Below are 26,253 nucleotides of genomic sequence, written 5' to 3'. Positions count from 1 at the left end.
CGAGTAGGCTGGGCGCCGCTCAGCGCCGCCGAGTTCTGTCCCTATTCGCTACTCGCTATTTCGCTATTCGCTCACTCACCGCTTCGCAATCGGCACGTAATCGCGCTCCGTGGCGCCGGTGTAGAGCTGGCGCGGGCGGCCGATCTTCTGGTGCGGATCTTCGATCATTTCCTTCCACTGCGCGATCCAGCCGACGGTGCGGGCGACCGCGAACAGCACGGTGAACATGGTGGTGGGGAAGCCCAGCGCCTTCAGCGTGATGCCCGAATAGAAGTCGACGTTCGGATAGAGCTTCTTCTCGATGAAATACTCGTCGGTCAGCGCGATCTTCTCCAGCTCCATCGCGATGTCGAGCAGCGGATCATCCTTGATGCCGAGCTCGCCCAGCACCTCATGCGCTGTCTTCTGCATGATCTTGGCGCGCGGATCGTAGTTCTTGTAGACGCGATGGCCGAAGCCCATCAGGCGGAACGGATCGTTCTTGTCCTTGGCGCGGGCGATGAATTCCGGGATGTGATCGACATGGCCGATCTCGCCCAGCATGTTGAGGGCCGCCTCGTTGGCGCCGCCATGCGCGGGGCCCCAGAGGCAGGCAATGCCGGCCGCGATGCAGGCGAACGGATTGGCGCCCGAAGAGCCGGCGAGACGAACCGTCGAGGTCGACGCGTTCTGCTCGTGATCGGCGTGCAGGATGAAGATGCGCTCCATGGCGCGCGCCAGCACCGGATTGATCTTGTACTCCTCGCACGGCACGGCAAAGCACATGTGCAGGAAGTTGGCGGCGAAATTCAGCTCATTCTTCGGGTAAATGAAGGGTTGGCCGATGTGGTATTTGTAGGCCATCGCCGCGATCGTCGGCATCTTGGCGATCAGTCGCATGGAGGCGACCATGCGCTGATATGGGTCCGAGATGTCGGTCGAGTCGTGGTAGAAGGCCGACAGCGCGCCGACCACGCCGCACATGACGGCCATCGGATGGGCGTCGCGGCGGAAGCCGGTGAAGAAGCGCGACATCTGCTCATGCACCATGGTGTGGCGCGTCACGCGATAGTCGAAGTCGTCCTTCTGCGCCTTGGTCGGCAATTCGCCGTAGAGTAGGAGATAACAGACCTCGAGGAAGTCGCCGTGCTCGGCGAGCTGGTCGATCGGGTAGCCGCGATGCAGCAGGATGCCGGCGTCGCCGTCGATGAAGGTGATCGCCGACTCGCAGCTTGCCGTCGAGGTGAAACCGGGATCGTAGGTGAAGGCCCCGGTGGTGCTGTACAGCGCGCCGATGTCGATGACGTCGGGCCCGGTCGAGCCGCTTCGCACCTTGAATTCATGCGTCTTGCCGGCGAGCTCGAGCCTTGCGGTCGACTCGCGCGCCTTGCCGCCCGATTCCAGTTTTGTCGCAGCTTCGCTCATTGCAAACTCCTTTATGTTTTCTCATGCCGGGCAAGGCAATTCCTGCAAACGACACGTCGAAATCACCGGAATGCGCGAACTTGCCACCGCATTTTAGGAGGTGCGTGCCAGATTGGGCCAAGGCCTAATGTTGCACTGCGAAACACACCTTTCAATGCCAATCTTCTTGGGCCAGTTCGCTCCTAATCGATTTGATCCGCAACCCGCGCCAGGCTCTCCTCACGGCCGAGCACAGCGAGCACATCGAACACGCCGGGCGAGGTGCTGCGGCCGGTGAGCGCAGCTCTCAGCGGTTGAGCCACGGCGCCGAGCTTATGGCCGCCTGCCTGCGCAAAATCGCGAATAGCGGCTTCCGCGGTCGCGGCGCTCCATTGGCTGGAGATCGCGGCGAGCGCGGCATGGGCGCCGCGCAAAATGGCGCGGGCGTCGCTGCCAAGCAACCCCGCAGCCTTTTCGTCGAGCCGCAAGGGCCGCTCGGCGAACAGGAAGCCGGCTCCATCGACAAGCTCGACCAACGTCTTTGCCCGCTCCTTGAGGCCCGGCATGGCGGCAAGCAGCTGTGCCTTGCGCCTGTCGTCGAGTTTGGCCGCGAGCGCCGGGCCACCCTCGAGATAGGGCAGGGTGGCTACGAGAATATCAAACAGCGCCTTGTCGTCCATCTTGCGCATATGGACGCCGTTCAGCGCCTCGAACTTGGCGAAGTCGAACCGGGCGGCGCCCTTGTTGACGTCGCCGATGTCGAACCAGGAGATCATATCCTTGATCGACATCACCTCGTCGTCGCCGTGGCTCCAGCCGAGCCTGGCCAGATAGTTGAGCAGGGCCTCCGGCAGATAGCCCATGGCGCGATAAGCCTCGACGCCGAGCGCGCCGTGGCGCTTCGACAGCTTGGCGCCGTCGGCACCATGGATCAGCGGGATGTGCGACATCGACGGCACGGTCCAGCCCATGGCGTTGTAGATTACGGTCTGGCGCGCGGCGTTGGTCAGGTGATCGTCGCCGCGGATGATGTGGGTGACGCCCATATCGTGATCGTCGACGACGACGGCATGCATGTAGGTCGGGTTGCCGTCCGAGCGCAGGATGATGAAGTCGTCGAGGTCCTTGTTCGGGAATCGCACCTCGCCCTGCACGCGGTCGTGCACGACGGTCTCTCCTTCGGTCGGCGCCTTGATGCGGATGGCGCCCTTGACGCCGGGAGGCGCCTCGGAGGGCTCGCGGTCGCGCCACTGGCCATTGTAGCGCGGCGGCAGACCCTTGGCCCGCGCCGCCTCGCGCATCGCCTCCAGCTCGGCAGGCGTCTCATAGCTGAAATAGGCCTTGCCCAGCCGTACGAGCTCCTCTGCCACCTCACGGTGGCGCGGCGCGCGCTCGAACTGCGACACGGCCTCGCCGTCCCATGACAGGCCGAGCCAGGTCAGTCCGTCAAGAATAGCGGCCGTCGCCGCTTCGGTGGAGCGCTCGCGGTCGGTGTCCTCGATGCGCAGCAGCATCGTGCCGCCCGTGTGCCTGGCGTAGAGCCAGTTGAACAGCGCCGTGCGCGCGCCGCCGATGTGCAAATAGCCGGTGGGCGAGGGGGCAAAGCGGGTGACGACCTTGTCGGACATGGAACTCTCGGAAGAAGCACTGAAGCGGGCATGTTTGCGCGGACTTTCGCGCGGTGGGCGTTCATGTAGCATAGGAGGTCTGGGGCGCAAGGGGCAGACCCGATGGCTGGACGTGGCCGGGGTGCGGAGGAGGGCGAGGAGACGACGGCTGGCGTGAGCGAGCGCCTGCTGTTTGCCGCCACCGTGCCTGCCGAGGCTGTACCGGTTTTGGTTCCAGTGCCGCGTCCGGCCGCCGAAATTTTGCCGCCGGACGGCGATGCTTCGCTACAAGCTCGTCCGCCGGCAGCCATCGACTTAATCCGCAGGCGGTTCCGCCGTGCCTCGTTTTCCGCGTTTCGCCGGGGTGTGGCCGAGGCAGCCTCCACCGAGCTCGACCGCGGCATCGGCTTCCTGCTGGTGCCGGTGTTCCTGGCCGCCGGCGTGATACTCTATTATTCCTTGAGCGCCGAGCCGGATCTTTACCGACCGCTGGCGGCGGTGGCGCTGATGGCTCTATGCGCGGCCGTTTCGCGTCCCTGGCTGAAGACACACCTGGTCTTTATGGCGGCTCTGTTTTGCGCGCTGGGCTTCGTCGCCGCGAAGGTCGAGACCTGGTGCGCCGCAACACCGATGCTCGGCTCCGAAATCCAGACGCGGCTGACAGGCCGCGTCGCCGTCGCCGAGGAAATGGCCAATGGCCGCGTCAGGCTGACCATCGATCTCATCTCGACCGCGCATCCAAAGCTGCGCTACGCACCGGATCGCGTCAGGCTCTCGGCACGCAGGATCCCGGCCGGCATGAAGGCTGGATCGCTGGTGACGGGTTACGCACGGCTCCTGCCGCCGACCGGGCCGGTCCGTCCCGAAAGCTATGATTTTTCCTTCGACAGCTATTTTTCCGGCATCGGCGGCAGTGGATTTTTCCTCGGCGACCCGAAACTCATTCCGCCAACCGACCCGATCGCTCAGACGAGCATCGCCTCAGCCATCGAGAACGCGCGCGAAAACATTGCCGATCACATCAGAAGCACCATTGGCGGACCCGAAGGCGAGATTGCCGCTGCACTGATCGTCGGCGTGCGCGCCGGCATTCCCGAGGACATCAACGAGGCGATGCGGCGGACCGGCATCTATCACATCATCTCGATTTCGGGCCTGCACATGGCGCTGGTCGCCGGCACGGTCATGCTTCTGCTGCGCGGCGCCTTTGCGCTGTTCCCGGATTTTTCGTCACGCCGGCCGGTGAAGAAGTATGCCGCGGCAATCGCGCTTATGTCGATCGCCGCCTATCTCGTCATCTCCGGGTTGGTGGTCGCCGCCGAGCGAAGCTTCATCATGCTGGCCGTCATGCTGATCGCCGTGCTTTTCGACCGCGCCGCGCTGACGATGCGCAATTTGGCGATCTCGGCCATCGCCGTCATCCTTGTGTCGCCGCATGAAGTGGTTGGCCCGAGCTTTCAGATGTCGTTCGCGGCAACCGCCGCCCTTGTCGGCGCCTATGCCGGCTGGTCCGACTACCGCGCCGGCAAGGTGAGAGCGCCGCCGGAAAAGCGTTCGTTCCTGCGGTTCATGTCGCACAAACTGGCAGTCGGAGCAGGTGGCGCCGCAATGACGTCGATCATTGCCGGAAGTGCCACGGCGCTGTTTGCCATCTGGCATTTCCAGCGCGTCTCGCCGCTCAGCCTGCTGGCCAATCTCGCGATCATGCCGATCGTCACGATCGTGATGTTTCTGGCCGTCGCCAGCGCGGTCATGATGCCGTTCGGCTTCGACGGGCCCTTCCTCTATTTGATGGGCAAGGGCCTGGCGGCCATGATCGCGATCTCGGCGTGGATTTCGGAGTGGTCGCCGGTCGATGCCGTGGGCCTGATCTCGATCCATTCGGTGCTGCTGGCGACGATCGCGCTCGTCATCGCCACGATGGCGACTACGTGGCTCAGGCTGACCGCAATTCCTTTCGCTGCCGCGGCCGTCATGATCATCCCGCAGGTGCGCACGCCGGACCTGCTGATCTCGGAGGACGCGCATCTGGTGGCGATGCCGATCGGCGGCGGCGAACTCGCCATCAATCGTGCCCGCTCCAACGAGTTCACTACCGATAACTGGAAACGCGCGCTCAAGGCCGAAACGATCGTGCCGCCGGAGACATTCGCCAAGGGCACGCTGGACATAGCCGATCCCGTCGACCTGCCGCCTGGATCGCCCTTTTACTGCACGGGCGATCTCTGCATTGGCCGGCATCCATCGGGCGCGATCGTCGCGCTCGCCGAGAACCGCGAAGCTGCCAGGCCTGCCTGCGACTTCGCAGACCTCATCGTCATCAACGACGCCACGGCCTACAATCCCTGCCGCGATCCACGTATCCTCGTCGTCACCAAGCGGCAGCTTGCGCGCGACGGCAGTGCCGCCGTCTTCTTCGATCCGCAATCGGCGACGGCGCGAGCAACCATTCAATACGCCGTCGAAAAACCGTACCGCCCTTGGCACGAACAGCGGCGCTACTCGCGTGAGGCGAGGGGGTTGGCGCCTTACAAGAAGCCCGAGAAGCCGGAAGCCAAGCCGCAGCCCTTCAGTAGCGGCGGATGAGCCCGACGAGCTTGCCCTGAACCTTGACGCGATCGGGACCGAAGATGCGCGTCTCATAGGCCGGATTGGCAGCCTCGAGCGCGATAGAGGCGCCCTTGCGGCGGAAGCGCTTCAGCGTCGCCTCCTCGTCGTCGACCAGCGCCACGACGATCTCCCCGGGGCTCGCAGTGCTGGCGTTGCGGATGATGACCGTGTCGCCGTCGAAGATGCCGGCCTCGATCATCGAGTCGCCTTTGACCTCGAGCGCGTAGTGCTCGCCGCCGGCGATCATGTCCGGCGGCACTGTGATCGAATGTGTCTGGTGCTGGATGGCGTCGATCGGCACACCGGCGGCAATGCGACCCATCACCGGGATGGAGACGGCCGAAACGGCGTCGTCGTCATTGCTGGGCGTCGGCGTGCGTGCGGGCGCCGCGGGTTTGATCTGGCGACCGAGATTGCCTTGGCCGCCCTGGATGACGCTCGGAGAGAATTTCTTCGCCGCATTGAGGCCGGGCGCGATCGAGTCAGGTAGGCGCAGCACTTCAAGTGCACGCGCTCGGTTCGGCAGCCGGCGAATGAAACCGCGCTCCTCCAGCGCCGTGATCAGGCGGTGGATGCCCGATTTCGAGGCAAGGTCGAGCGCTTCTTTCATCTCGTCGAAAGACGGCGGAATGCCGCTTTCCTTGAGCCGTTCATGGATGAACATCAGCAGTTCATGTTGTTTGCGCGTCAGCATGGCGGCCCCCATGGGTTCTGAAACCAGAATCAGAAAAACAAACCCAGAACAAACACTATCTGTTCCAGTTGTGTTCCGCAACCGTTTAAAGTTTAGTGAATGTGTTGACGTTTTGTTCAGCGTAACATCAGAACGCTGCATTCCTCGCCGGCTTCAGCCGCCGGTGCGAAGGGTTGGCGCACGATCAGGCCATTGGCATCGGCGAGCATCCTCAGCATCGAGGAATCCTGGATGCCGAACGGTGTTGCGATCAGCGCCCCCGCATCTTCGCGGACCACGGCGCGCACATAGTCCTGCCTGAGATCGTTGGCGTGCATTGCGGCGCCTAACCGGGCCGTGCGGATTTCCTGCCGGCAGGACCGGCCGCCCAGCCGCGCCAGAAGCGGCTTCAGGAACAGCTGCGAGCAGACCAGGCTTGCGACCGGATTGCCGGGCAGGCCGATGCAGCGAATGTCGCCGAGCCGGCCAAACATCAACGGCTTCCCGGGACGCATGGCGATCTTCCAGAAGTCGAGCTGCATGCCTTCGCCGGTCAGCACGTCGTGGATCAGGTCGTGGTCGCCGACGGAGGCGCCGCCAAGCGTGACGATGACGTCGGCGCCGGCCTTGACCGCCTTCTTGACCAGGGCCGCGATCGCGTCCTTGCGGTCGGCGGCGATGCCGAGGTCGAGCGCGCGCGCGCCGACCGACTGGGCCGTAGCTGTGAGGCCATAGGCATTCGACGAGATGATCTGGTCGGGGCCGAGCGCGCTGCCCGGCGGCAGCAATTCGTCGCCGGTGGCGATGATGGCGAGCAGCGGCTGCCGCACCACGTTGAGACTCGGATGGTTGGCCGATGCCGCCAGCGAAAGCGCCGCCGGATCGAGCTGGCGGCCTTTTTCGAGGAGCAGGTCGCCCTCGCAGAAGTCGAGCCCGCGGCGACGGACGTTGCGTCCTTCCGCGGTCGGCTCGGTCACTTCGATGCTGCCGCCGCCGAGATCGCGGACATTCTCCTGGATAACGACGGTATTGGCGCCTTCGGGGAGCGGCGCGCCGGTGAAAATGCGCACGGCCTCGCCCTTGCCGACAGAGCCGGTGAAGCCACGCCCGGCGGGCGCCATGCCGATCACGGAGAGCCGGGCCGGCGCCGAGGCCACGTCGGCGGCCCTTACGGCATAGCCGTCCATCGCCGACGCATTGAAGGGCGGCTGGGTGCGCAGAGCCACCACCGGGTCGGCCAGGACCCGGCCGGCCGCGTCGGCCAGCGGCACGCTTTCGCCTGGCAGCGCGGTCGCGCCGTCCAACAGGCGTTGGAGCGCCTCGGCGACCGGAAGCAAAGCCATGCTAAGGACCTGCCTTGTAGTCGCCCGACTTGCCGCCGGTCTTCTCGACCAGCCTGATGCCGGAAATCGCCATGGCGCGGTCCGCTGCCTTGGCCATGTCGTAGATGGTGAGGCAGGCAACCGACGCCGCGGTCAGCGCCTCCATTTCCACCCCGGTCTTGCCGGTAACCCTGGCAAGCGCGGTGACCCTCAGGCCGGGAAGCGCGTGATCGGGCTCGATCTCGACGGCAACCTTGGTCAGAAGGAGGGGATGGCAAAGCGGGATGAGCTCATGCGTCTTCTTGGCCGCCATGATGCCGGCGATGCGCGCCGTGCCAAGCACGTCGCCTTTCTTGGCGTCGCCGGCCAGGATCATCTCCAGCGTTTCCGGCTGCATGGTGACATACCCTTCGGCGATGGCCGTGCGCGTCGTCTCGGCCTTGCCGCCGACATCTACCATGTTGGCTTCGCCCTTGGCGCCGAGATGCGTAAGCGCGGGCATCCTCAAACGGCCTCGGCCGGCGCCTTGCCCGTCAGCAGAAGGGCGGTCGCGGCGGCCACGTCGGCCTGCCGCATCAGGCTTTCGCCAACGAGGAAGGTGCCGATCTTGCTCTTTTCCAGCCGCCGGCAGTCCTGATGGGTGAAGATGCCGCTCTCGCTGACCAGCAGCCGGTCGTCCGGGACCATGGCGGCAAGCCGCTCGGAAACGTCGAGGCTGGTTTCGAAGGTTCTCAAATCGCGGTTGTTGATGCCGATCAGCCGCGACGAGAGGCGAAGCGCGCGTTCCATCTCCTGTTCGTCATGCACCTCGACCAGCGCCTCCATGCCGAGATCGAAGGCCGTGGCTTCCAATTCACTGGCCAAGGCGTCGTCGACGCTCGCCATGATGATGAGGATCGCGTCCGCGCCCCAGGCGCGGGCTTCATGAACCTGATACGGGTCGAAGAGGAAGTCCTTGCGCAGGGCGGGCAGGCTAACGGCGGCGCGCGCTGCGGTCAGAAAGCCGGGCGCGCCCTGGAAGGACGGCGCGTCGGTCAGCACCGAAAGACAGGCAGCACCGCCTTGCTGGTAGGCCCTGGCGAGCGCCGGCGGGTCGAAGTCGGCGCGGATCAAGCCCCTGGAAGGGCTGGCCTTCTTGATCTCCGCAATCAGCGCGAAGCCGCCGGCCTTCCGCTTGGCCTCAAGCGCCGCAAGGAAGCTGCGCGGGGGTTCCGCATCCTTGGCCTTCGCCTTGACCTCGGCAAGCGGCGCGCTGAGCTTCGCGGCGGCGATCTCATCGCGCTTGTAGGCTTCGATCTTGCGCAGGATATCGGACAAAATTCTAACCGTTCGAAATCTCGATGAGCTTGTCAAGCACCGCCAGTGCCCGGCCGCTGTCGATGGCCTGCGCTGCTGCCTCGATGCCATCGCCGAGCGTCGTTGCCTTGCCGGCCACCACCAGCCCGGCGCCGGCATTCATCAGCACGGTATCGCGATAAGCGCCGGCAGCGCAGCCCAGCATATCGCGCAATGCCCTGGCGTTGTAGGCCGCTTCGCCGCCGCGCAGGTCTTCCTTGTTATGCCGCTTCAGTCCGACCGCTTCCGGAGTGAGGGTAAAGGTGCGGATCTCGCCGCCGGCGAGCTCTGCGACCTGCGTCTCGCCCGTGGTGGTGATCTCGTCATAACCGTCGCCGTGCACGACCCAGGCATGATCGGTGCCCAGCGCCTTCAGCGTCTCAGCCACCGGCATGATCCATTCGGGCAGGAAGACGCCAACCATCTGCCGGCCGACGCCGGCTGGATTCGACAGAGGCCCGAGCAGGTTGAAGATGGTGCGCGTGCCGAGCTCGCCCCGGACAGGACCGACATGCTTCATCGCCGGATGATGCGCTGGCGCGAACATGAAGCCGACGCCGGCCTCCTGGATGCAGCGGCCGATCGTCTCCGGTGCGATGTCGACCTTGACGCCGAGCGCCATCAGCACGTCCGCCGCGCCGGTCAGCGAGGACAGGCCGCGATTGCCGTGCTTGGCCACCGGGACACCCGCGGCGGCGATGACGAATGCCGATCCGGTCGAAATGTTGACCGAATGCGAATTGTCGCCGCCGGTGCCGACGATGTCGATGGCGCCGCGCGGGGCTTCGACGCGGAGCATCTTGGCGCGCATCGTGGCGACCGCGCCGGAGATCTCGCTCACGGCCTCGCCACGCACGCGCAACGCCATCAGGAAGCCACCGATTTGCCCCGGCGTCGCGTCGCCCGACATGATGATGTCGAAGGCCTCGCGCGCTTCCTCGAAGGAGAGCGCGGTGCCGGTCGCGACCTTGGCAATATATGTCTTAAGCGCGCTCATCGTGTCTGTGCTTGGGAAACGGCGGCCGGATCGATACGAACGTCATATTGCGACTGCAGCTGCGCCACCAGCTGATCGAGCAGGTCGTCGGATATGCCGGCGCTGAAAGATTTCTGCGCGTCTTCCGGGACAGAGCTGCCATCGGCACCGGCAGGTTCGAAGACTTCGGCAACCTTGAACAGGATCTGACCGTCGCCGGTGGGCGAGGGGATCAGGCCCGTGCCGCCTTCGCCGACGCCGAACATGGCCACCGCGCCCTCCTTGCCGAAATCGGCATCGTCGGCTTCGCGCTTCAGGCCGCGCTTGGTCTGCTTCTCGAGCTTCAGCTCGCCCGCGATCACGTCGAGCGTCGCACCGGCCTTGAGGCGCTTTTCCAACTCCCCGGCCTTGGCGGTGAGCCGCTTGTCGGTCTCGGCCGCGGTCCAGTCGGCCACCACCTTCTGGCGAACCTCCTCCAGCGTGCGGTCGCGCGCCGGCGTGATCGACTGGACTTCATAGAAAACGAAGCCGTTGGCGGCAGTGGTCAGGCCTTCATTCTCGGTGTTCGGCTCGGCCTCGAAGACGGCCTTGATGAGGTCCGCCGATTGCGGCAGGTCGTTGACGATCGTGCCGTCCGGCCGCTGGCCGGTGCGGTCGATGGCGTCGATGGTGACGACCTTGAGCTTTAGCTTGTCGGCCGCCTGGGCAAGCGAGGCACCGGAAGCGCGGGTGTCCTCGTAGCTGTCGTGGACGTCGAGCAGGACGCGGCTTGCCTCGCCGAGCGCAAGATCCTTGCGGATCTGGTCGGACACTTCCGAAAGCGGCTTCACCACCTGCGGCTTGATCTCGGTGACGCGCAAGAGCACCGGGCCGAAGGCGCCCTGAACCACCGGGCTGACCTCATTGACGTTGAGCGAGAAGGCTGCGTCGGCCACCGCCTTGTCGGCGATCTTGTCCTTTGCCAGCGTGCCGAGCACGGTGTCGGCCTGCGTCTTGCCCTCGGCGGTGACGATCTTGTCGAAGGTGGCGCCGGTCTTCAGGGAGTCAAATGCCGCCTTGGCCGCGTCCGGCGTCTTGAACACCAGCTGTTCGATGGTGCGCATTTCGGGTGTCGTATAGCGCGCCTTGTTCTTGTTGTAGTCGTCAGCGACCTGCTGATCGGTCACCGCCGTCGGGTCCATGATGTCCTGCGGCTCAAGCCGGATATAGGAGAATTTGCGGTATTCCGGCGCCGCGTAGTTCTTCTTGTTGGCTTCGAAATAGGTTTTCAGCGCGCTGTCGGACGGCGCCTCGATCGGCTGGACGAGTGTCTTCGGCAGGACGAGATAGTCGATCGTGCGGTCCTCGCCGCGATAGAGCGCGACCGCCTTCAGGAAGGTCTGCGGCGCCTTGAGGCCGTCGGAAATCGCCTCGACGATCTGTTGGCGGACCGCCACCTGCGAGCGGTTCTTCAGATAGTCCTCGGGTCGCATGCCGATCTGGCTCAGCAGATATTCGAAGGTCCTGCGGTCGAACTGGCCGCCTGGACCCTTGAAGGCCGGATCCTCGCGCGTCAGCTCGGCCAGCCGGTCCTTGGAAAGGCCAAGCCCGAGCTTGCGAGCCTGCTCGTCGAGAACGGCGCCGGAGACGAGCTGCGCCAGAACCTGGTTGTCGAGGCCGAGCAGCTTAGCCTGTTCATGCGTGATGCGCTGGCCATATTGCTGCGACAGCAGGTTGATCTGGCGATCGTAGGCGAGGCGGTATTCGTTGATCGAAACCGTGGTGCCGCCGGCGGTAATCACCGAATGATGGCCAGCCAAGCTTCCCGACAGGCGCCCGGAAATACCCCAGACGGCAAAGCTCACCACCAGCAAGGACAGCAAAGCTTTCGCGACCCAGGTGCCCGCCGCGCTTCTCAAAATACCAAGCATGCCCACTTCCGATCTTTGCGCATTTTCGCATGCGCCGACTCTGAAACAAGCGCAATAGCGTCCTTCCGGCCCACTGTCGATTGCTTTGTGGCCCGATTTTGGTACTGAGGGCGCTGCCTTATGTTGCCTGGAGAACTCGACGCCATGACCCCTGGAATCCGTCCGCTCGTTGCCGGCAACTGGAAAATGAACGGCACCAGCGCCTCGCTCAACGAGTTGAGGATGATCGGCAACGGCTTCATGAGCGGCCTCGATGCGGAGACGGAAGCCCTGGTCTGCGTTCCGGCCACCTTGCTTCACCAGGCCGCCGAGATCCTTTCGCGCACTCCGGTTCGCGCCGGCGGCGAGGATTGCCACCCCAAGGAGAGCGGCGCCTATACGGGTGAGATTTCGGCCGAGATGCTGAAGGATGCCGGCGCAAGCCATGTCATCGTCGGCCACTCCGAGCGGCGCGAGCAATGCGGCGACGACGATGCGATCGTCAATGCCAAGGCTTCGGCCGCCTGGCGGGCAGGGCTGGTGGCCATCATCTGCATCGGCGAGACGCGCGCCGAGCGTGAAGCCGGCGCGACGCTCGATGTCCTGTCGCGGCAGCTCGACGGTTCCGTGCCGGCGAGCGCCACCGCCGCCAACACCATCATCGCTTACGAGCCCGTCTGGGCCATCGGCACCGGCCTGACGCCGACCGCGGCCGACGTCGCCGAGGCGCATGCCCATATCCGTGGCAAGCTGACGGCGCTGCTCGGCGATGCCGCGGCCAGAATGCGCATTCTCTATGGCGGTTCGGTCAAGCCGTCCAATGCTGTGGAGCTGCTCGGCGTCGAGAATGTCGATGGCGCGCTGGTCGGCGGCGCAAGCCTGAAGGCGGCCGACTTCCTCGCCATTGCCGAAGCCTATATGCACATGTCATAGCCGCAGGCGGTGGCCCGCGGCGGCAGGGGCGCGGCCCAAATCGTTGCAATGGCCTGATTGCTCCCCATATTCCCGGCCACGGGCTTGGAAATGCCGCCAAAGCATTGTAAGGAGCCGCCTCCAAATCACCGGTCGTATGCGCGGCCGCGCTAGGCCTCGCCAGGATAAATTATGGAAACGGTACTGATCGTCGTTCATCTTATGGTCGTGCTCGCCCTTGTCGGGGTGGTGCTGCTGCAGCGCTCCGAAGGCGGCGGTCTCGGCATTGGCGGCGGTTCCGGTTTCATGACGGCGCGGGGCGCAGCCAACGCGCTTACCCGCGCGACTGCGATCCTGGCCGCGGCTTTCTTCGTGACTTCGCTCGCGCTCTCCATCCTTGCCCGCTACGGCGAGAAGCCGATCGACATCCTCGACAGGGCACCGGCTTCGACCTCGGGCAATGCCGGCAAGGGCGTGCTCAACCAATTGCCGGGCGCCACCGGTCCGGTGGGCAGCTCGCAGCCGGCGGCGCCGGCTACCGGCACCGCGCCGCCCGCCCCGTCGGGCGGCGCGACGACCACCACGCCGCTGTCGAATGGCGGCACCACCACGGCTCCGGCCACTGCTCCCGCAACACCGGCGCCCGCGAATCCGACCACGCCGCCGGCCGCGAACGGCGTTACATTGCCGGTCACCCCGCAGGTTCCGAACCAGTAGCCGGACAAGCATTGCCGCCGCGATCTGTTGTTCTTTGAACACAGTCGCGGCAAATGCCGCTCGATCACGAAGATTCAACCAAATGTAACACGTCGCTCAGCTTGAGGGCGCGCTGGCTAATCGATTATAGATTGCGCGCGGCACTTTCGGCGTCCTTGGGGGGCGCCGGGCGACGCCGTTGGGCAACTAGCATAGAAAATCGGATCTTCGCCATGCAGCTTCGCAGCTTCATCCTTTTGGGATTCTGTGCCGTATTCGGCATGGGATCCGCGGCCTTTGCCTCACCGGCAAATCTGGCCGCTTCGCCGTCGGTAGAGAAGACCGACGCAATCCCCGTCGCCGCCAAGAGCGACGCATCGCAGCTGAGGCTTCTCAAGAAGAAGAAAAACCCGACTCCGGACGACCTCGCGCAGATCGAAAAGCTCGAGGCCAAGATCGCTGCCGACAAGGAAGCGGCCAAGCAGAAGGCGCTCGAAGCCCGCAAGCTGGCGATGCGCGAGGCAGCCAAGGCCAAGGCGGATGCGGCGCGTCAGGAATGGCTCTCCAAGAAGGGTTCGGCCGCGCCGGCCGAAGTGGCCGATGCGAAGCCCGGGAAGAAGACCGTCAAGATCATCGAACCGATCATGCCCGTGGCGCCGATCGCCTCGCTCCAGGCCGAGGAGCCCATCCCGGCCGACGCGATGAACATCACGGCCACCGGCAACAACGGTGAGTTGCGCAGCGAACAGCCCGGCCAGAAGCGGGCGAGCAGCGGCGGGCTGTTCGCCGGCCTGTTCGGGGGGTCCTCGGTGACCTCAATCAACTATCTGCCGGAGACCCGCGCGCTTGATTCGGCGCTCGCCAAGAAGGATGCCAAGAGGCCGTTCAAGGTGAAGCCGGAGTTCGTGCCGCAGGACGTTGCCTTCACCGGCTATGAGCCCGGGACGATCGTCATCGACACGACTGCTCGCCGTCTCTACCTCGTCGAATCGTTTTCCACCGCGCGCCGCTACGCCATCGCAGTCGGCCGTGAAGGCCTGCAGTTCAAGGGGACGGTGGCCGTCGGCGACAAGCAGGAATGGCCGCGCTGGATCCCGACGCTCGACATGCAGAAGCGCGAGCCGAAGCATTATGGCCAGTACAAGGACGGCATGCCCGGTGGCGGAGAAAACCCGCTCGGCGCGCGCGCCATCTACCTCTATGACGGCAAGAAGGACACGCATCTGCGCATCCACGGCACCATTGCACCCCAGTCGATCGGAACCAGCGCTTCCAACGGCTGCTTCCGCATGATCAACGAGCACGTCATGGATCTCTACAGCCGCGTCAAGATCGGCACCAAGGTCGTTATTATCTAACGCGTTTAAGCAAACTGCCGAAAGGGCCGGCACCACCGGCCCTTTTTCTTTGATCAAAGCGCGTCGCGTTGAAAGACGCTGGTGCCGCGCTTTCGAGTTTCTGTTCCGATGCCTGCCGTTCTCCCAAAACCACTGCACAGTTTTGGGCGGCATGCTTCAGAGAAATGCCCATCCGAACACCAGCGCCATTTTGGGAAAAAGCCTTCGCGGCGGTTTTTTCTCTGGCGGAATCAATCAGGCCGCGTTAAGCGATGACTCCCATGGCGCGATATGTATTCATCACAGGCGGCGTGGTTTCCTCACTCGGAAAGGGCATCGCTGCAGCAGCTCTTGGGGCTCTTCTGCAGGCGCGTGGCTATCGCGCGCGGATCAAGAAGCTCGATCCATACCTCAATGTCGACCCCGGAACGATGTCGCCGTATCAGCACGGCGAAGTGTTCGTGACCGACGACGGCGCCGAGACCGATCTCGATCTCGGCCATTATGAGCGTTTTACCGGCCGCTCGGCCAACCAGCAGGACAACATCACCACCGGCCGCATCTACAAGAACATCATCGAGCGCGAGCGGCGCGGCGACTATCTCGGCGCGACCGTGCAGGTGATCCCGCACGTCACCGACGAGATCAAGCATTTCGTCCTTGAAGGCAATGACGATTACGACTTTGTGCTGTGCGAGATCGGCGGCACTGTCGGCGACATCGAGGCGATGCCGTTCCTGGAGGCGATTCGCCAGCTCGGCAACGACCTGCCGCGCAACAACGCGGTCTATGTGCATCTCACCCTGATGCCGTACATCCCTACCGCCGGCGAATTGAAGACCAAGCCGACGCAGCATTCTGTCAAGGAATTGCGCGGCATCGGCATCGCGCCCGACATCCTTCTGGTGCGCGCCGACCGGCCGATCCCCAAGGAAGAGCGCCGCAAGCTATCGCTGTTCTGCAATGTGCGCGAGAGCGCCGTCATCCAGGCGCTCGACGTGCCGCACATCTACGACGTGCCGATGGCGTATCACAAGGAAGGGCTGGATTCCGAGGTGCTTGCCGCCTTCGGCATCGATCCGGCGCCGAAGCCGCGGATGGAGCCGTGGCAGGCGCTCTCCAGCCGCATCCACAATCCGGAAGGCGAGGTGACGATTGCCGTCGTCGGCAAATACACCGGCCTCAAGGACGCCTACAAATCGCTGATCGAGGCGCTGTCGCATGGCGGGCTTGCCAACCGCGTCAAGGTCAAGCTCGACTGGATCGAGAGCGAGATCTTCGAGAAGGAAGACCCGACGCCGTGGCTGGAGAAGGTGCACGGCATCCTCGTTCCCGGCGGTTTCGGCGAGCGCGGATCCGAGGGCAAGATCCTGGCCGCGAAGTTCGCGCGCGAGCGCAAGGTGCCTTACTTCGGCATTTGCTTCGGCATGCAGATGGCCTGCATCGAGGCTGCGCGGTCGCTCGCCGGCGTCGAGCATGCCTCTTCCACCGAATTCGGCCCGACCGAGGAGCCGGTGGTCGGCCTGATGACGGAATGGCTGAAGGGCAACATGCTGGAGAAGCGCAGGGCTACCGGCGATCTCGGCGGCACCATGCGCCTCGGCGCTTATCAAGCCGACCTCGCCAAGGGATCGAAGATCGCCGAGATCTACGGCGACACGCAGATCTCCGAGCGCCACCGGCACCGCTACGAGGTGAACATCGACTACAAGCAGCGGCTTGAGGATTGCGGCCTGGTCTTTGCCGGCATGTCGCCAGACGGGGTGCTGCCGGAGACGGTGGAATATCCCGACCATCCCTGGTTCATCGGCGTGCAGTACCACCCTGAACTGAAGAGCCGCCCGCTCGAGCCGCACCCGCTGTTTGCAAGCTTCATCGAAGCGGCGGTGGAGCAGTCGCGGCTGGTCTGAACGATCGGCCGGCGACCATGCGAACTTACGTCGCGCTGCTCTACAGCATCATCCTGGGCGAGGGGCGGCGCGTTGTCATGTCCGAGCTCAAGGCGATGGCCGAAGCCATCGGGCTGAAAAACGTCCGCACGCTGGTCGCCACGGGTAATCTGGTCTTCGAGGCGCGGACGGCCAGCGTTTCCGGTCTCGAACGGCGGCTGGAAAAGGCCTTCGAAGAGACTTTCGGCCGCCATGTCGATATCATCGTGCGCGGTGCCGGAGACTGGCTGAAGCTTGCTGCCGCCAATCCGTTCCCGGACGAATCGGCAAAAGCCGGCGATCAGGTTGCGGTGCGGGTGATGCGCCGGCCGGCGCCTGAAGAAGCCGCAGCGGCTCTTACAGCCTATGCCGCCGCGGACGAGAAGGTGCTGTCGGTCGACGGCGATATTTGGGTCGTCTTTTCGCGCGAGCGGCCAAGCTCGCGGCTGCTCGCCGCAGCAAACCACAAGCGCATGGGGATCGGCACATCGCGCAACTGGAACACGGTGCGCAGACTGTCCGAGATGGTCGCCAAATAGGTTGAAATAAGGGTGGCTTTCGCCGCCCCGACTACTCAAGTCTCAACCCTCCGCGCCGGAGCAGGGCGAATCCGATTCCTCGATCGTTCACCGAAATCTGAGGCAGGCGACCGTTCCGATGAAAGGCCGCTGAGAAACACCTTCACGCAATCTGGAGATGATTCTCCTTTCGAGAAGCTGGCGCAAAACGGGAGATTTGATAAGGTTTGCTCAAGTCTACATGTCAGGGGGCATCGTGAGTTTGTGAGCAAGTCTCAGCCAGGCTTACAAGTGCCTAGCCGCAAAGCATTGCCTGAGCTGCTCGCGCTCGTGCAGCCGACGATCGTTATTCTTGCGATTCTTGCTGCCTGGGCCCTGACCGTCGGGCCAACGGAGGCTCAGACGATCTCCGATCAAATTGGTTCGGTGGTGTCAGATCAGAACGAAATCATCCGGCGCTACTCGGCCCCGCGGAAGCCCGGCACGATCGATCTTTCGGTTTCCGATGCCCGCAAGGAAACCCCGCCCGCCGCGGCTCGAAAAATAAAGTTCATATTGCGATCGGTAACCGTTCGAGGCGCCGTCACGGTCGCAAATGAAACACTTCGAGCTGCCTGGGCCGGGGATCTGAACAAAAGGATCAGCCTCGCAGAAGTCTACGCGATCGCGGAGAGGATCGACGCCATCTACCAGCGGGAAGGATATTTCTCGTGGGCGGTCGTGCCCAAGCAGGACGTCTCTTCCGGTAACGTGGTCATCATTCTGTATGAATCCTACGTGCGAAAGGTCACCATCAAGAGTGCCGTGCCCAACGTCGAGGAACGTCTGCGGCCCTATATCGATCGCATCGTCGCCATGCGTCCGATCCGCATCAAGGAAGCCGAGCGCGTACTGCTGTTGATGAGCGACCTTGCCGGCCTGACGATTGAAGGCGTCTTCACGCGTCCCGAAACGCCCTCGGCGGGCGGGGATCTGAAGTTGGACATCAGCTTCAACCGTGCCAGCGCAACAGGGATATTCGATAATTTTGGCAGCGACGCGGTCGGTCCGTACCAGCTGACCGGCACCGGTACCTTAAACGATGCGCTGAGGCTGTTTGATGCGACGAAAATCGTTGGGGTCACCATTCCCGCCAGCCCGGACGAGCTCAAATTCGTTCTCGGCTCGCAGGATGTTCCGGTAGGGTATGACGGATTGCACGTGGGCTACAGCCTCGGCCATGTATCTTCCGAACCCGGCGGCGATCTCGGGCCCCTCGAACTCGATATTCAGTCGACCTTCGGGACAGTCTATGCCAACTACCCCTTCCTGCGGACAATCGATCATAGTCTTTTTGGCCGGATTGAGCTGAACTTCAAAGACAACTCGCTGGACGCTAGCGGGCAAAGGGCGACGGACGAAGACCTGCGATGGCTGGCAACGTCCCTGAACTATATCGGCGAGCTGGACAAGGGCGCCATTTCGTTGACCGGCACTTTCGGCCAAGGTCTCGACGCCCTTGGCGCGAGCGACAGCAGCAACCCCCATGCGCCGCGTGAAGGCGTTCCCGACGACTATCGGTTTTTCCGCGCCGATCTCGACCTGCGCAAGGAGATCGTCTCGCTCACCACCATTCGTCTTCGCGTCGCTGCCCAGTATGCGCCCACGGTGCTTCCATCGGCGGTGCAACTCGTGCTCGGCGGCGATCCCTATGGGCTGGCCTTCGACGGCTCGGCGGCTTCCGGCGACAGTGGGATAGCCTCCGCGCTGGAACTGGGGCGAAACATCCAACTCCCGGAATCTTCGCCCTTCTCGAATATGAACGTGTTTGCCTTCGTCGACTATGGCGCGATCTGGAACCACGACACGGGCGTGGATTACACCGAGGCAGAACTGGGCTCGGCCGGGGTGGGGGTGGCAGCTTCTTTCGGACAACACCTCAATGCAAGGGCGATAGTCGCAATACCGTTCCAACACAGCCAAGAGCTGGCCGATACCGGCACGCGATTCCTGTTCCAACTCATCGGTTCATATTAGAGCGATGCCGGGAAAGCCCGACACAGAGTTCCGCCGTCCTTCAAACGAGGAGACGGAGCGGCTCACAACGGGTGAGCCGCTGCAAAATTGTCGAGCCGTCTCGGCTCTCATCGGGCATTCAGTGGGGGTTGGGCGGCGTATAGGGCTGGCCAAGAGCCTCTGAAACCGCAACAAATACACGCGTTGCAGGCGAAGAGCAGACCGTGTCGCGTGGATCGTCGGTCAGCGTCGGCTCCGCCTTGCAATCGCCGGAGGCAATGTCGCTGTTGGTCTGGACCACGGCGGCTATGTCCGCACCTGCCTTGTAAAACAAGGTCGTGTTGTAGCCTGGCAGCTCGCCCGTATGGCCCACCCAGCCGCCGATGCAACCGACGCCGATCCCGTAGCCGGCCGCGCCCGGGAAGGTCAGCCGCTCCTTCTGCGCAGCTGCCCCCAGCAAGCCGTTCCCGGTGCCCAGTGCCCGAGCATAAACCAGCAAATCGTCGATATTGGAAATCAGTTCCCCTGCAGTCCATCCCCAGGATGGGTTCCAGTTCGTCGCGTTGCTTGGTGCATCCGGCTTGGCAAAATCCCCCTGCAGGGTAAAGCCCTGAGCATAGGGCACCGGCAAATCCACCGAGTCGCCCGGCCAGGACGTATTCTTGAGCTTCAGCGGATCAAAGATCTGCTCCTTGAAAACCTCGCCGACGGTCTTTCCAGTAACCTGCTCCATGACCATGCCGAGCAGGATCGTGTTGGTGTTCGAATAGTTGAACGAGGCTCCGGGCTCGAAGAGAGGCGATTCTGCCACGCCGATGGCTACCAGCTCCTTGGGCGTGAAGATCGTTTGAGGCTTGGAGAACAAGACATCCTGGAATTTTGCACTTTGGGTATAGCTCGCAATGCCGCTGGTCATATCGGCGAGCTGGCGGAGCGTGATCCGATCGCCATTGGGGATGCCGGGCACGTATTTCTGGATCTTGTCGTCAAGCGACAGCTTCCCAGCTTCGGCCAGCTGCATGATCGCCGTGCCGGTGAATGTCTTGGTAACTGAACCTATGCGCGTGTGCATCCCCACAGCCATGGGTGTGCCGGCGGAAGGGTCGGCCTTGCCATACGCCGCCTTCCATGTTCCGGAAGGTGTCACCACGCCGACGATGACACCTGGTGCCGCCGTCTTGGGCAGCGCGGATCGAACCGCAGCGTCAAGCTTCGCGCTGAGCTCCGAGGGCAGCGGCGTTGCCTTCGCCGGAACCGACCCATCGGCAATCACTTTTTCGATGTTCGCAACGCATCGCGCGCTATCGGTTGCGAATGCGTTTTGGGAGGAAAAAGCAAACAGGGCGACGGAACCGATGCAGCGGACGATCAGACGAAACCCATTCTCTTCCATTGCCATTCTCCACATTTAGAAAAAGGTCGGACGAACATCATGGTGAGCAGTTAAGGATCGAAAAGTCGGGGGCAGGGCGTTTTGGAGCTCTTGGCGGGGAAGCGCACAGCGCCGGCGTTGGTTGGCGAGCGCAAGTTCGTCTAAACAAACATTCTCAACCCGGACGGGAACTCGCCTCTCCAACTTGCGCCCTCCGCATAAGCTACGTTCCGAGGCAAAGATACGATAAGATGAGGTCCGGAGCCAAGGTGTATCGCTGGGCGTGGAGCGCTTTGGCAGAACTCGCCTAGCTAAGCACGGCGTTAGTGCCAGCAAATGGTGCTCGGCGGCTTGGAGAATGGCGATGTTCGACTTCGAATATCTTGGTCAGAAGCGACAAGCGGGAATTCTTGCGAAAGTATCGGAGACTTCCACCTTTCCGGTGACACGAAGGCACGTGCTCGCAAGCTCAACCCTGCCGTTTCTCGTCGCCTTTGCCGGTGTTCGGCGGGCAGCCGGCGGATCGCAGGATCCGGTGTTTCAATTGACCAAAAGCCAGGTTCCTGATCGCAGGGTCGCGCTCCTTCAATGCGTGCTCGAGGACAAAGGGTTTTACTCTTCCGATGTTGATGGATTGTTTGGCCCGCAAACAGAGAGCGCCACGAAGGCCTTCCAGGCGGCGCATGGGATAACCGCTGACGGTGTCGTGAGCATTCGGACCGGCAAAGCGCTGGGGTTGCCGTTTTGGGACACGAACATCATGCGCCGTCTGGATCCGCCTTTTCGTGACGATGCGAAATATGCGCAAGGCACTCAATTCGACTTCAGAAGCCTGGCCGGCCTTGGCAACTTCTTCAGCGGCCAACCGGACGCCGACTACGACTCGTCAAATACGCTTACTCGAAGAGCTCTCCGAACCAACAATCCGGGTGCCATCAACATCTCCAATTGGCAGAGAGACAGCATGAACGGATATATGGGATGCACGTTGCCGGATCGTCATGGAAATCAAACTGCCATATATGAGGCCCCGGAGTACGGAGTAGGCGCTTGGGGATTCCTGCTACGAAAAATATACTTTAATGGCAGCAAGGATAAGGTCACCGTCGGCGCCATTGTCGACAAGTATCGAGGTAAGAATTCTCGCGATCCTTATATCGATGGCTATAAGAGATACTCGGCCGGAAAATTTTCTGAGGACTACGAGGTCGATCTATATAACAACGCGATTTTGGCAAGGTTGGCTATCGCTTCTTACTCTCACGAATTCGGTTCCTGGTATCCTCTCACGGACGACCAGCTTATGGCGGGCTTTGCTGTTACGGACGGCTATATAGACGCAACAGGCAAGGACGTGGTCGTCGTGTCTCCTGAAGAAACGGATCCTACCATCTACATCATTGAGCCCGAGCTCGAACTGCCCTGACGCAACTTTTTCGAGCGCAAGGACCCCGCATTGGCTGGCCCGAGATGGTGGGCAAGTGAGACGAAGCAAATGGGGCGGCTTTCGCCGCCCCGACTGTGTTAAGCCTTGGCCATGCGTGCGCCGGCGCCGAGCGCCATTGTGCGCAGCACATAGTAGACGGCGCCCGCGATCGCGACCCCGAAGAACCAGCCATAGACGCCCCACCAGGACGGCAGCCAGTTGGTGAAGTTGGGCAGGATCGAGGAGAAGATCGCGCCGATGCCGGCGGCGATGAAGGCGTTGACGTGCCAGCCGCCCTGGAAGCGAAACTCGCCATCTTCGCGGTAGAGCGCGTTGACGTCGACCTCGCCCTTACGGATCAGATAATAGTCGACCATCATCACGCCGAAGATCGGCCCCATCGTTGCGCCGATGATGTTGACGAAGGAGGCAGCGCTGCCTTCCCACGGCGCAAACGGATAGAGCACCAGCGCGATCAGCGCCGCGATATAGCCGCCCTTCTTGAAGTCGATCTGACGCGGGAAGACGTTGGAGAAGTCGAAGGCCGGCGAGACGAAGTTCGCCACGACGTTGATGCCCAGGGTCGCCACCGCGAAGGTCAGCGCGGCAAGGGCCGCCAGGAACCAGCTGTCGAATTTGGCCGAGATCTGGTCGGGGTGGAGCAGCACCTCGTGATAGACGTCGTAGGCGGCGATCGTGGTGACGCCGGCGACCAGCGAGAACAGGATCAGGTTGACCGGCAGGCCCCAGATGTTGCCCTTGCGCAGCGCCGCGTTGTTGGGCGCGTAGCGGGCGAAGTCGCAGAAGTTGAGGTAGAGCGCCGAAAAGTAGGTTACCCAGATTGCCGCCACCGCGAACAGTGCGGTCCACGAACCCGGCTCGCCTGGCACGCCGGCATCCTTGGTCCTGTCGAGCAGCACGTCCATCGGAATATCGCTGGTGAAGGCGAAGGTGCCCGACTTGACGCAGAGATAGATCGCCAGGATCAGCATCATCACCCAAACGGCGGGTCCGGCCCAGTCCTGGAAGCGGCGCACCGTTTCCATACCCTTCTGGATGATCAAAAGCTGCAGCGCCCAGATGACGACGAAGCAAATCACCTCCAGCGTGGAATGGCCGAGCAGATGCGAGGTCCTGTTGAACTCGTCGAACCACTGCAGCCGCGTCAGCAGCGCGACGATCGCGCCCGACGCGGCGGCAGTCTGCGCGCCATACCAGAAGCAGGCGATGACGGCGCGCACCAGCGCCGGAACGTTGGCACCCCAGATGCCGAAGGAGGCGCGCGCAAGCACAGGGTAGGGCACGCCGGTCTTCACGCCGGCATAGCCGACAAGGTTCATCAGGAAGTAGATGATCAGCGAGCCGATGCCGATGGCGATGATGAAGTTGACGAAGCCGCCGCAGAACAGAAAAAGGCTCGCGGCGAGATAATAGCCCCAGAGGCTGTGGACGTCGGAAGTCCAGACGTTGAAGATTGAAAACGGCCCCCAGTTCCTGACTGTTGCCGGAGCCAGATCCTCGTTGTAGAGGTCCGGCGAAGCGCCTTGTATAGTCATTGCAACTGTCCCCTTTTGCAAAACGCGGCGACCCACGTTAACTGGTGAGGGTAAGCCTGCCGCTGGGGAGCCGACAAGCAATCCATTTGCCGGCTTTGGCCTTAAAGTCATTCAATGAGAATCGCGCTTCTCGTCGCGCCAAAACAGGAATCGCCTTACTTGAGTCGGCTTGCCAATCGCGCCCTGTCCGGTTCCGAACTTTTTCGACCAGCAACCAAAATTGTGCGGAACCAAACCCCTGGACATGCGTTTATGCGGGTTCGGCCGCTTTGCGGTCGACCGGGAGGATAGTGATGGATCGCTTGCATTTCTTTACCCCAGTGCGGATCGCGCGTGGGCAGGGATACCCCTTGGAGGAAGTCGACAGCGTCTCCGAAGCGATGGTGTTCCTGCGGAAGTGGCCAACGGGGAGGCGCGGCCCCGTTTATCAATGCGCCGTGAATTGCTGCTCGGCAGCTATGGCTGGCAAGATGTCGGCTGAGGAGGCGAGAAAGGCTTTTGTCGGCTTTGCCCGCATCACTCGGATTCTCGACGACGAGATGGCGCTGCCTCTGGGTGGCGTTTCGATGGACAATGTCTACGCTCTAAGGCGCTAGCACGTTCGAATCCTTCGGCAGCATCAGACGTCGGCCCGAGGCCGACGTCTCGGTGGTGTTGTGTGCTTACTGGCACGAGTTGCTTCGTTTCAATTCTCCCTGAAAGAGCGTGTGAGGGAGGCTTCCACCGGGGCCAGCGGCTGGTCGTGTCACACGCCGGACTGTTCTATCGCCTGCGGCGGCCTCTACCGGCAGATTGTCCACCGGATGCATGACGGCCGGAATATCGTGCAGCGGAACTAAAAATCCCACCGCCCCTTTAGGTATGCAGTGTCGAACGGCGAGGCGTGTTGGCCAGGGACGCCGGCCCCGACGCGGATGCCATCCGGACGGTTGGAGGCGGATTTGGCGGTTGAAGATGTGGCGCGTGCGAAGAGCGGCATGCGCCCCACGGTGATCGCGGTGGCGGCAGTGCCGCTGCTGTTTTTGTTGAGCGGTCTTGCCATCCGCTACGCCGCATTCGCATCGGTGTCGCCGGATCCGAGCCTTGCGGCCTATGCCCGCGCCTTCTGCAAATGGGATTGCTCCTGGTATGTCGGCATTTCCGAACAGGGCTATGAGCGCTTTCCTATTCCTGGCCGCAGCAATGTCGGGCGCTGGGGGTTCTTTCCGCTTTATCCGATGCTGGTGGCGGCGGTCCGCACGATTCTGCCCTTCTCCACGATCGCGATTGCGACGGCGGCATCGCTGGCGTGCGGCTATCTCTCGTGCCTGGTGGCATGGCCGCTCATGGACAGGAACATTCGGGCCTATGTGCTTTATTGCGCCTTCCTGCTGAGCGGCCCGTTCTCGTTCTATTTTGCCACCTTCCTCACCGAGCCGCTCTTCGTGCTTTTGACGTCCTGCCTCTTCCTGGCGCTCAAACGCTCGAACCATCTCGCCGCGGGGCTGTCCTGCGCGCTGCTCTCGGCAACGCGGGTCGTCGGCGTGCTGGCCGTGTTCGCGATCGTCATTCGCATGTTCGAGGAGCATCGCGCCAAGGGCGGATCGGCCATCGGCTTCCCACGCTGGCTGCTCGGCCGGCCGGATCTCATCATCGCCATACTCATCTCGCCCGCCGGCCTGTTCGCCTACATGGTCTACCTTTACGTCACGGTCGGGGACGGCTTTGCCTTCGTGCATGTCCAGCGCGCGTTCGGGCGCGTGGCCGGCAACCCGCTGCTGTTCCTCTGGGCGGGGCTGTCCTATCACCCCGGGGCCGGTTGGTGGCCCAGTGCGCCGCAATGGAGCGCGTCGACGGCAATCGTGGGACTGGCGCTGGCGGCGGTGCTCGCGGCGCGCAGGCAAATTGGCGCGGCCCTGTTCTGCGCCATGTCCATCATCCTGCCTTTGACCTCGAATCTGGCTTCGATGGTCCGCTATGTCGTCGGCCTCGCGCCGCTGACGATGCTGACGGCGGTGCTGTTGTCGGGCTCGAAGGCGACATTGGTCGCTGCGCTGATTGTCTTCCTCTTCACCTGCTACTTCATGACCGTGGCCTGGCTTGGAGGCTATCTTGCGCTGGTCTGAGCTGACGGAATCGACCAGGCCGGTAATCCTGGGTGCCGGCTACGCGCTGGCGGGCGCGCTTGCGGCAGCCGAGATCGCCATCCTGGCGCTTGCCCTCAGCCCGAATGTCAACGACGATTACCGCGCCTATTACATTGACAAGACCACCACATGCCTCAACCGGGACGCCGTGGGGCGCTACACGCCAGGCCGGACCGTATCGTTCCGCTCCGACGGCGCCCGGGAAGCAACCACCATGATGGTCTGCGGCTGGTCGGGGCCAGTGGCGGACGGCACCCATTCGCTGGGCGAGAGCTCTCGCCTGCGCCTTACCCTGCCGCCGCTCCGCGACGGGCTTCGGGCAACGCTGGAAATGGCAGCCGTTATTCGCCCGCCGCAGACCTGGCAGAGGATCGTCGTGTCGGCCAATGGGACCGAGGTGTATCGGGGGACGCTGTCGGGCGATGTGGCGACAACTGTGTCCTTCGTCATTCCGCACGCCGTGCTGGCTGGCAAGCCGACACTGGACATGGCCATCGAGTATCCCGACGGCATTCCGCAAAGCGCCGATGCGAGCAACATCTACAACCGCGCCATCAAGCTGAGATCTTTTCGGTTGGACACGCTTTGATCC

21 protein-coding genes are annotated in these 26,253 nt (G+C 63.0%); 11 read left to right on the top strand and 10 right to left on the bottom strand.

Annotated features, from left to right (window positions below):
- Positions 1-75: 75 nt before the first annotated feature.
- Both gltA and gltX read right to left on the bottom strand, forming a co-directional pair.
- Positions 76-1,404, bottom strand: coding sequence for a citrate synthase (gene gltA, locus CK221_RS10950; RefSeq protein WP_095777720.1), 1,329 nt, complete (start codon positions 1,402-1,404; stop codon positions 76-78).
- 182 nt (positions 1,405-1,586) lie between these two features.
- Positions 1,587-3,011 (bottom strand): glutamate--tRNA ligase, encoded by a 1,425-nt coding sequence (gene gltX / locus CK221_RS10945; protein ID WP_095777719.1) that lies wholly within the window; start codon positions 3,009-3,011, stop codon positions 1,587-1,589.
- Positions 3,012-3,113: 102 nt separating this feature from the next.
- Here gltX and CK221_RS10940 point away from each other — a divergent pair, with 102 nt between their 5' ends.
- On the top strand, positions 3,114-5,576 hold the full coding sequence (locus CK221_RS10940; protein ID WP_095777718.1) for a ComEC/Rec2 family competence protein: 2,463 nt from the start codon (positions 3,114-3,116) through the stop codon (positions 5,574-5,576).
- Here CK221_RS10940 and lexA read toward each other — a convergent pair.
- The 6 genes from lexA to CK221_RS10910 all read right to left on the bottom strand — a co-directional run bounded on the left by lexA (position 5,560) and on the right by CK221_RS10910 (position 11,816).
- Complete coding sequence (gene lexA / locus CK221_RS10935) at positions 5,560-6,294, bottom strand: transcriptional repressor LexA (RefSeq protein ID WP_066992799.1); 735 nt, start codon at positions 6,292-6,294, stop codon at positions 5,560-5,562. The genes CK221_RS10940 and lexA overlap by 17 nt on opposite strands.
- 116 nt (positions 6,295-6,410) lie before the next feature.
- Complete coding sequence (gene glp / locus CK221_RS10930) at positions 6,411-7,616, bottom strand: gephyrin-like molybdotransferase Glp (protein WP_095777717.1); 1,206 nt, start codon at positions 7,614-7,616, stop codon at positions 6,411-6,413.
- Position 7,617: 1 nt separating this feature from the next.
- On the bottom strand, positions 7,618-8,097 hold the full coding sequence (gene moaC, locus CK221_RS10925) for a cyclic pyranopterin monophosphate synthase MoaC (protein WP_095777716.1): 480 nt from the start codon (positions 8,095-8,097) through the stop codon (positions 7,618-7,620).
- Between the two features lie 2 nt (positions 8,098-8,099).
- Positions 8,100-8,915 (bottom strand): indole-3-glycerol phosphate synthase TrpC, encoded by an 816-nt coding sequence (gene trpC, locus CK221_RS10920; RefSeq protein ID WP_179295109.1) that lies wholly within the window; start codon positions 8,913-8,915, stop codon positions 8,100-8,102.
- Between the two features lies 1 nt (position 8,916).
- Positions 8,917-9,927 (bottom strand): anthranilate phosphoribosyltransferase, encoded by a 1,011-nt coding sequence (gene trpD / locus CK221_RS10915; protein WP_095777714.1) that lies wholly within the window; start codon positions 9,925-9,927, stop codon positions 8,917-8,919.
- On the bottom strand, positions 9,924-11,816 hold the full coding sequence (locus CK221_RS10910; protein ID WP_095777713.1) for a SurA N-terminal domain-containing protein: 1,893 nt from the start codon (positions 11,814-11,816) through the stop codon (positions 9,924-9,926). The genes trpD and CK221_RS10910 overlap by 4 nt, the downstream gene beginning before the upstream one ends.
- A 144-nt stretch (positions 11,817-11,960) precedes the next feature.
- On the opposite strand from CK221_RS10910, the gene tpiA reads away from it, so the two are divergent.
- The 6 genes from tpiA to CK221_RS10880 all read left to right on the top strand — a co-directional run bounded on the left by tpiA (position 11,961) and on the right by CK221_RS10880 (position 19,202).
- Complete coding sequence (gene tpiA, locus CK221_RS10905; RefSeq protein WP_066992805.1) at positions 11,961-12,728, top strand: triose-phosphate isomerase; 768 nt, start codon at positions 11,961-11,963, stop codon at positions 12,726-12,728.
- A gap of 171 nt (positions 12,729-12,899) precedes the next feature.
- A complete protein-coding gene (gene secG / locus CK221_RS10900; RefSeq protein ID WP_066992690.1) occupies positions 12,900-13,424 on the top strand; it encodes a preprotein translocase subunit SecG in 525 nt (174 codons plus the stop codon).
- A gap of 212 nt (positions 13,425-13,636) precedes the next feature.
- On the top strand, positions 13,637-14,761 hold the full coding sequence (locus CK221_RS10895) for a L,D-transpeptidase (protein ID WP_095777712.1): 1,125 nt from the start codon (positions 13,637-13,639) through the stop codon (positions 14,759-14,761).
- A gap of 251 nt (positions 14,762-15,012) precedes the next feature.
- On the top strand, positions 15,013-16,650 hold the full coding sequence (locus CK221_RS10890) for a CTP synthase (RefSeq protein WP_082953678.1): 1,638 nt from the start codon (positions 15,013-15,015) through the stop codon (positions 16,648-16,650).
- Positions 16,651-16,667: 17 nt separating this feature from the next.
- Positions 16,668-17,207, top strand: coding sequence for a DUF1697 domain-containing protein (locus CK221_RS10885; protein ID WP_095777711.1), 540 nt, complete (start codon positions 16,668-16,670; stop codon positions 17,205-17,207).
- Positions 17,208-17,495: 288 nt separating this feature from the next.
- Complete coding sequence (locus CK221_RS10880; RefSeq protein WP_095777710.1) at positions 17,496-19,202, top strand: ShlB/FhaC/HecB family hemolysin secretion/activation protein; 1,707 nt, start codon at positions 17,496-17,498, stop codon at positions 19,200-19,202.
- A gap of 118 nt (positions 19,203-19,320) precedes the next feature.
- On the opposite strand, the gene CK221_RS10875 is transcribed toward CK221_RS10880, so the two are convergent.
- The gene (locus CK221_RS10875) at positions 19,321-20,574 is read right to left on the bottom strand and encodes a serine hydrolase domain-containing protein (RefSeq protein ID WP_095777709.1); all 1,254 of its coding nucleotides are present in this window, start codon (positions 20,572-20,574) and stop codon (positions 19,321-19,323) included.
- A gap of 343 nt (positions 20,575-20,917) precedes the next feature.
- Between CK221_RS10875 and CK221_RS10870 the strand changes: the two genes are divergently transcribed.
- Positions 20,918-21,979, top strand: a complete 1,062-nt coding sequence (locus CK221_RS10870) for a peptidoglycan-binding protein (RefSeq protein ID WP_245430614.1) — start codon at positions 20,918-20,920, stop codon at positions 21,977-21,979.
- A 98-nt stretch (positions 21,980-22,077) separates the two neighbouring features.
- Here the strand turns inward: CK221_RS10870 and CK221_RS10865 are convergent, their stop codons facing one another.
- Complete coding sequence (locus CK221_RS10865; RefSeq protein ID WP_095777707.1) at positions 22,078-23,535, bottom strand: NCS1 family nucleobase:cation symporter-1; 1,458 nt, start codon at positions 23,533-23,535, stop codon at positions 22,078-22,080.
- Positions 23,536-23,828: 293 nt separating this feature from the next.
- Here CK221_RS10865 and CK221_RS10860 point away from each other — a divergent pair, with 293 nt between their 5' ends.
- The 3 genes from CK221_RS10860 (at position 23,829) to CK221_RS10850 (ending at position 26,250) form a co-directional block, all read left to right on the top strand.
- A complete protein-coding gene (locus tag CK221_RS10860) occupies positions 23,829-24,131 on the top strand; it encodes a DUF982 domain-containing protein (RefSeq protein ID WP_067319945.1) in 303 nt (100 codons plus the stop codon).
- 345 nt (positions 24,132-24,476) lie between these two features.
- Positions 24,477-25,640 (top strand): hypothetical protein, encoded by a 1,164-nt coding sequence (locus CK221_RS10855; protein ID WP_095777810.1) that lies wholly within the window; start codon positions 24,477-24,479, stop codon positions 25,638-25,640.
- Positions 25,627-26,250: a hypothetical protein gene (locus tag CK221_RS10850; RefSeq protein ID WP_245430613.1), complete on the top strand. Its 624-nt coding sequence runs from the start codon at positions 25,627-25,629 to the stop codon at positions 26,248-26,250. The genes CK221_RS10855 and CK221_RS10850 overlap by 14 nt, the downstream gene beginning before the upstream one ends.
- Positions 26,251-26,253: the final 3 nt, after the last annotated feature.

The organism is Mesorhizobium sp. WSM3868 (assembly GCF_002294785.1).
GTDB lineage: Bacteria > Pseudomonadota > Alphaproteobacteria > Rhizobiales > Rhizobiaceae > Mesorhizobium.
This window is presented reverse-complemented; position numbering and strand designations above follow the sequence as displayed.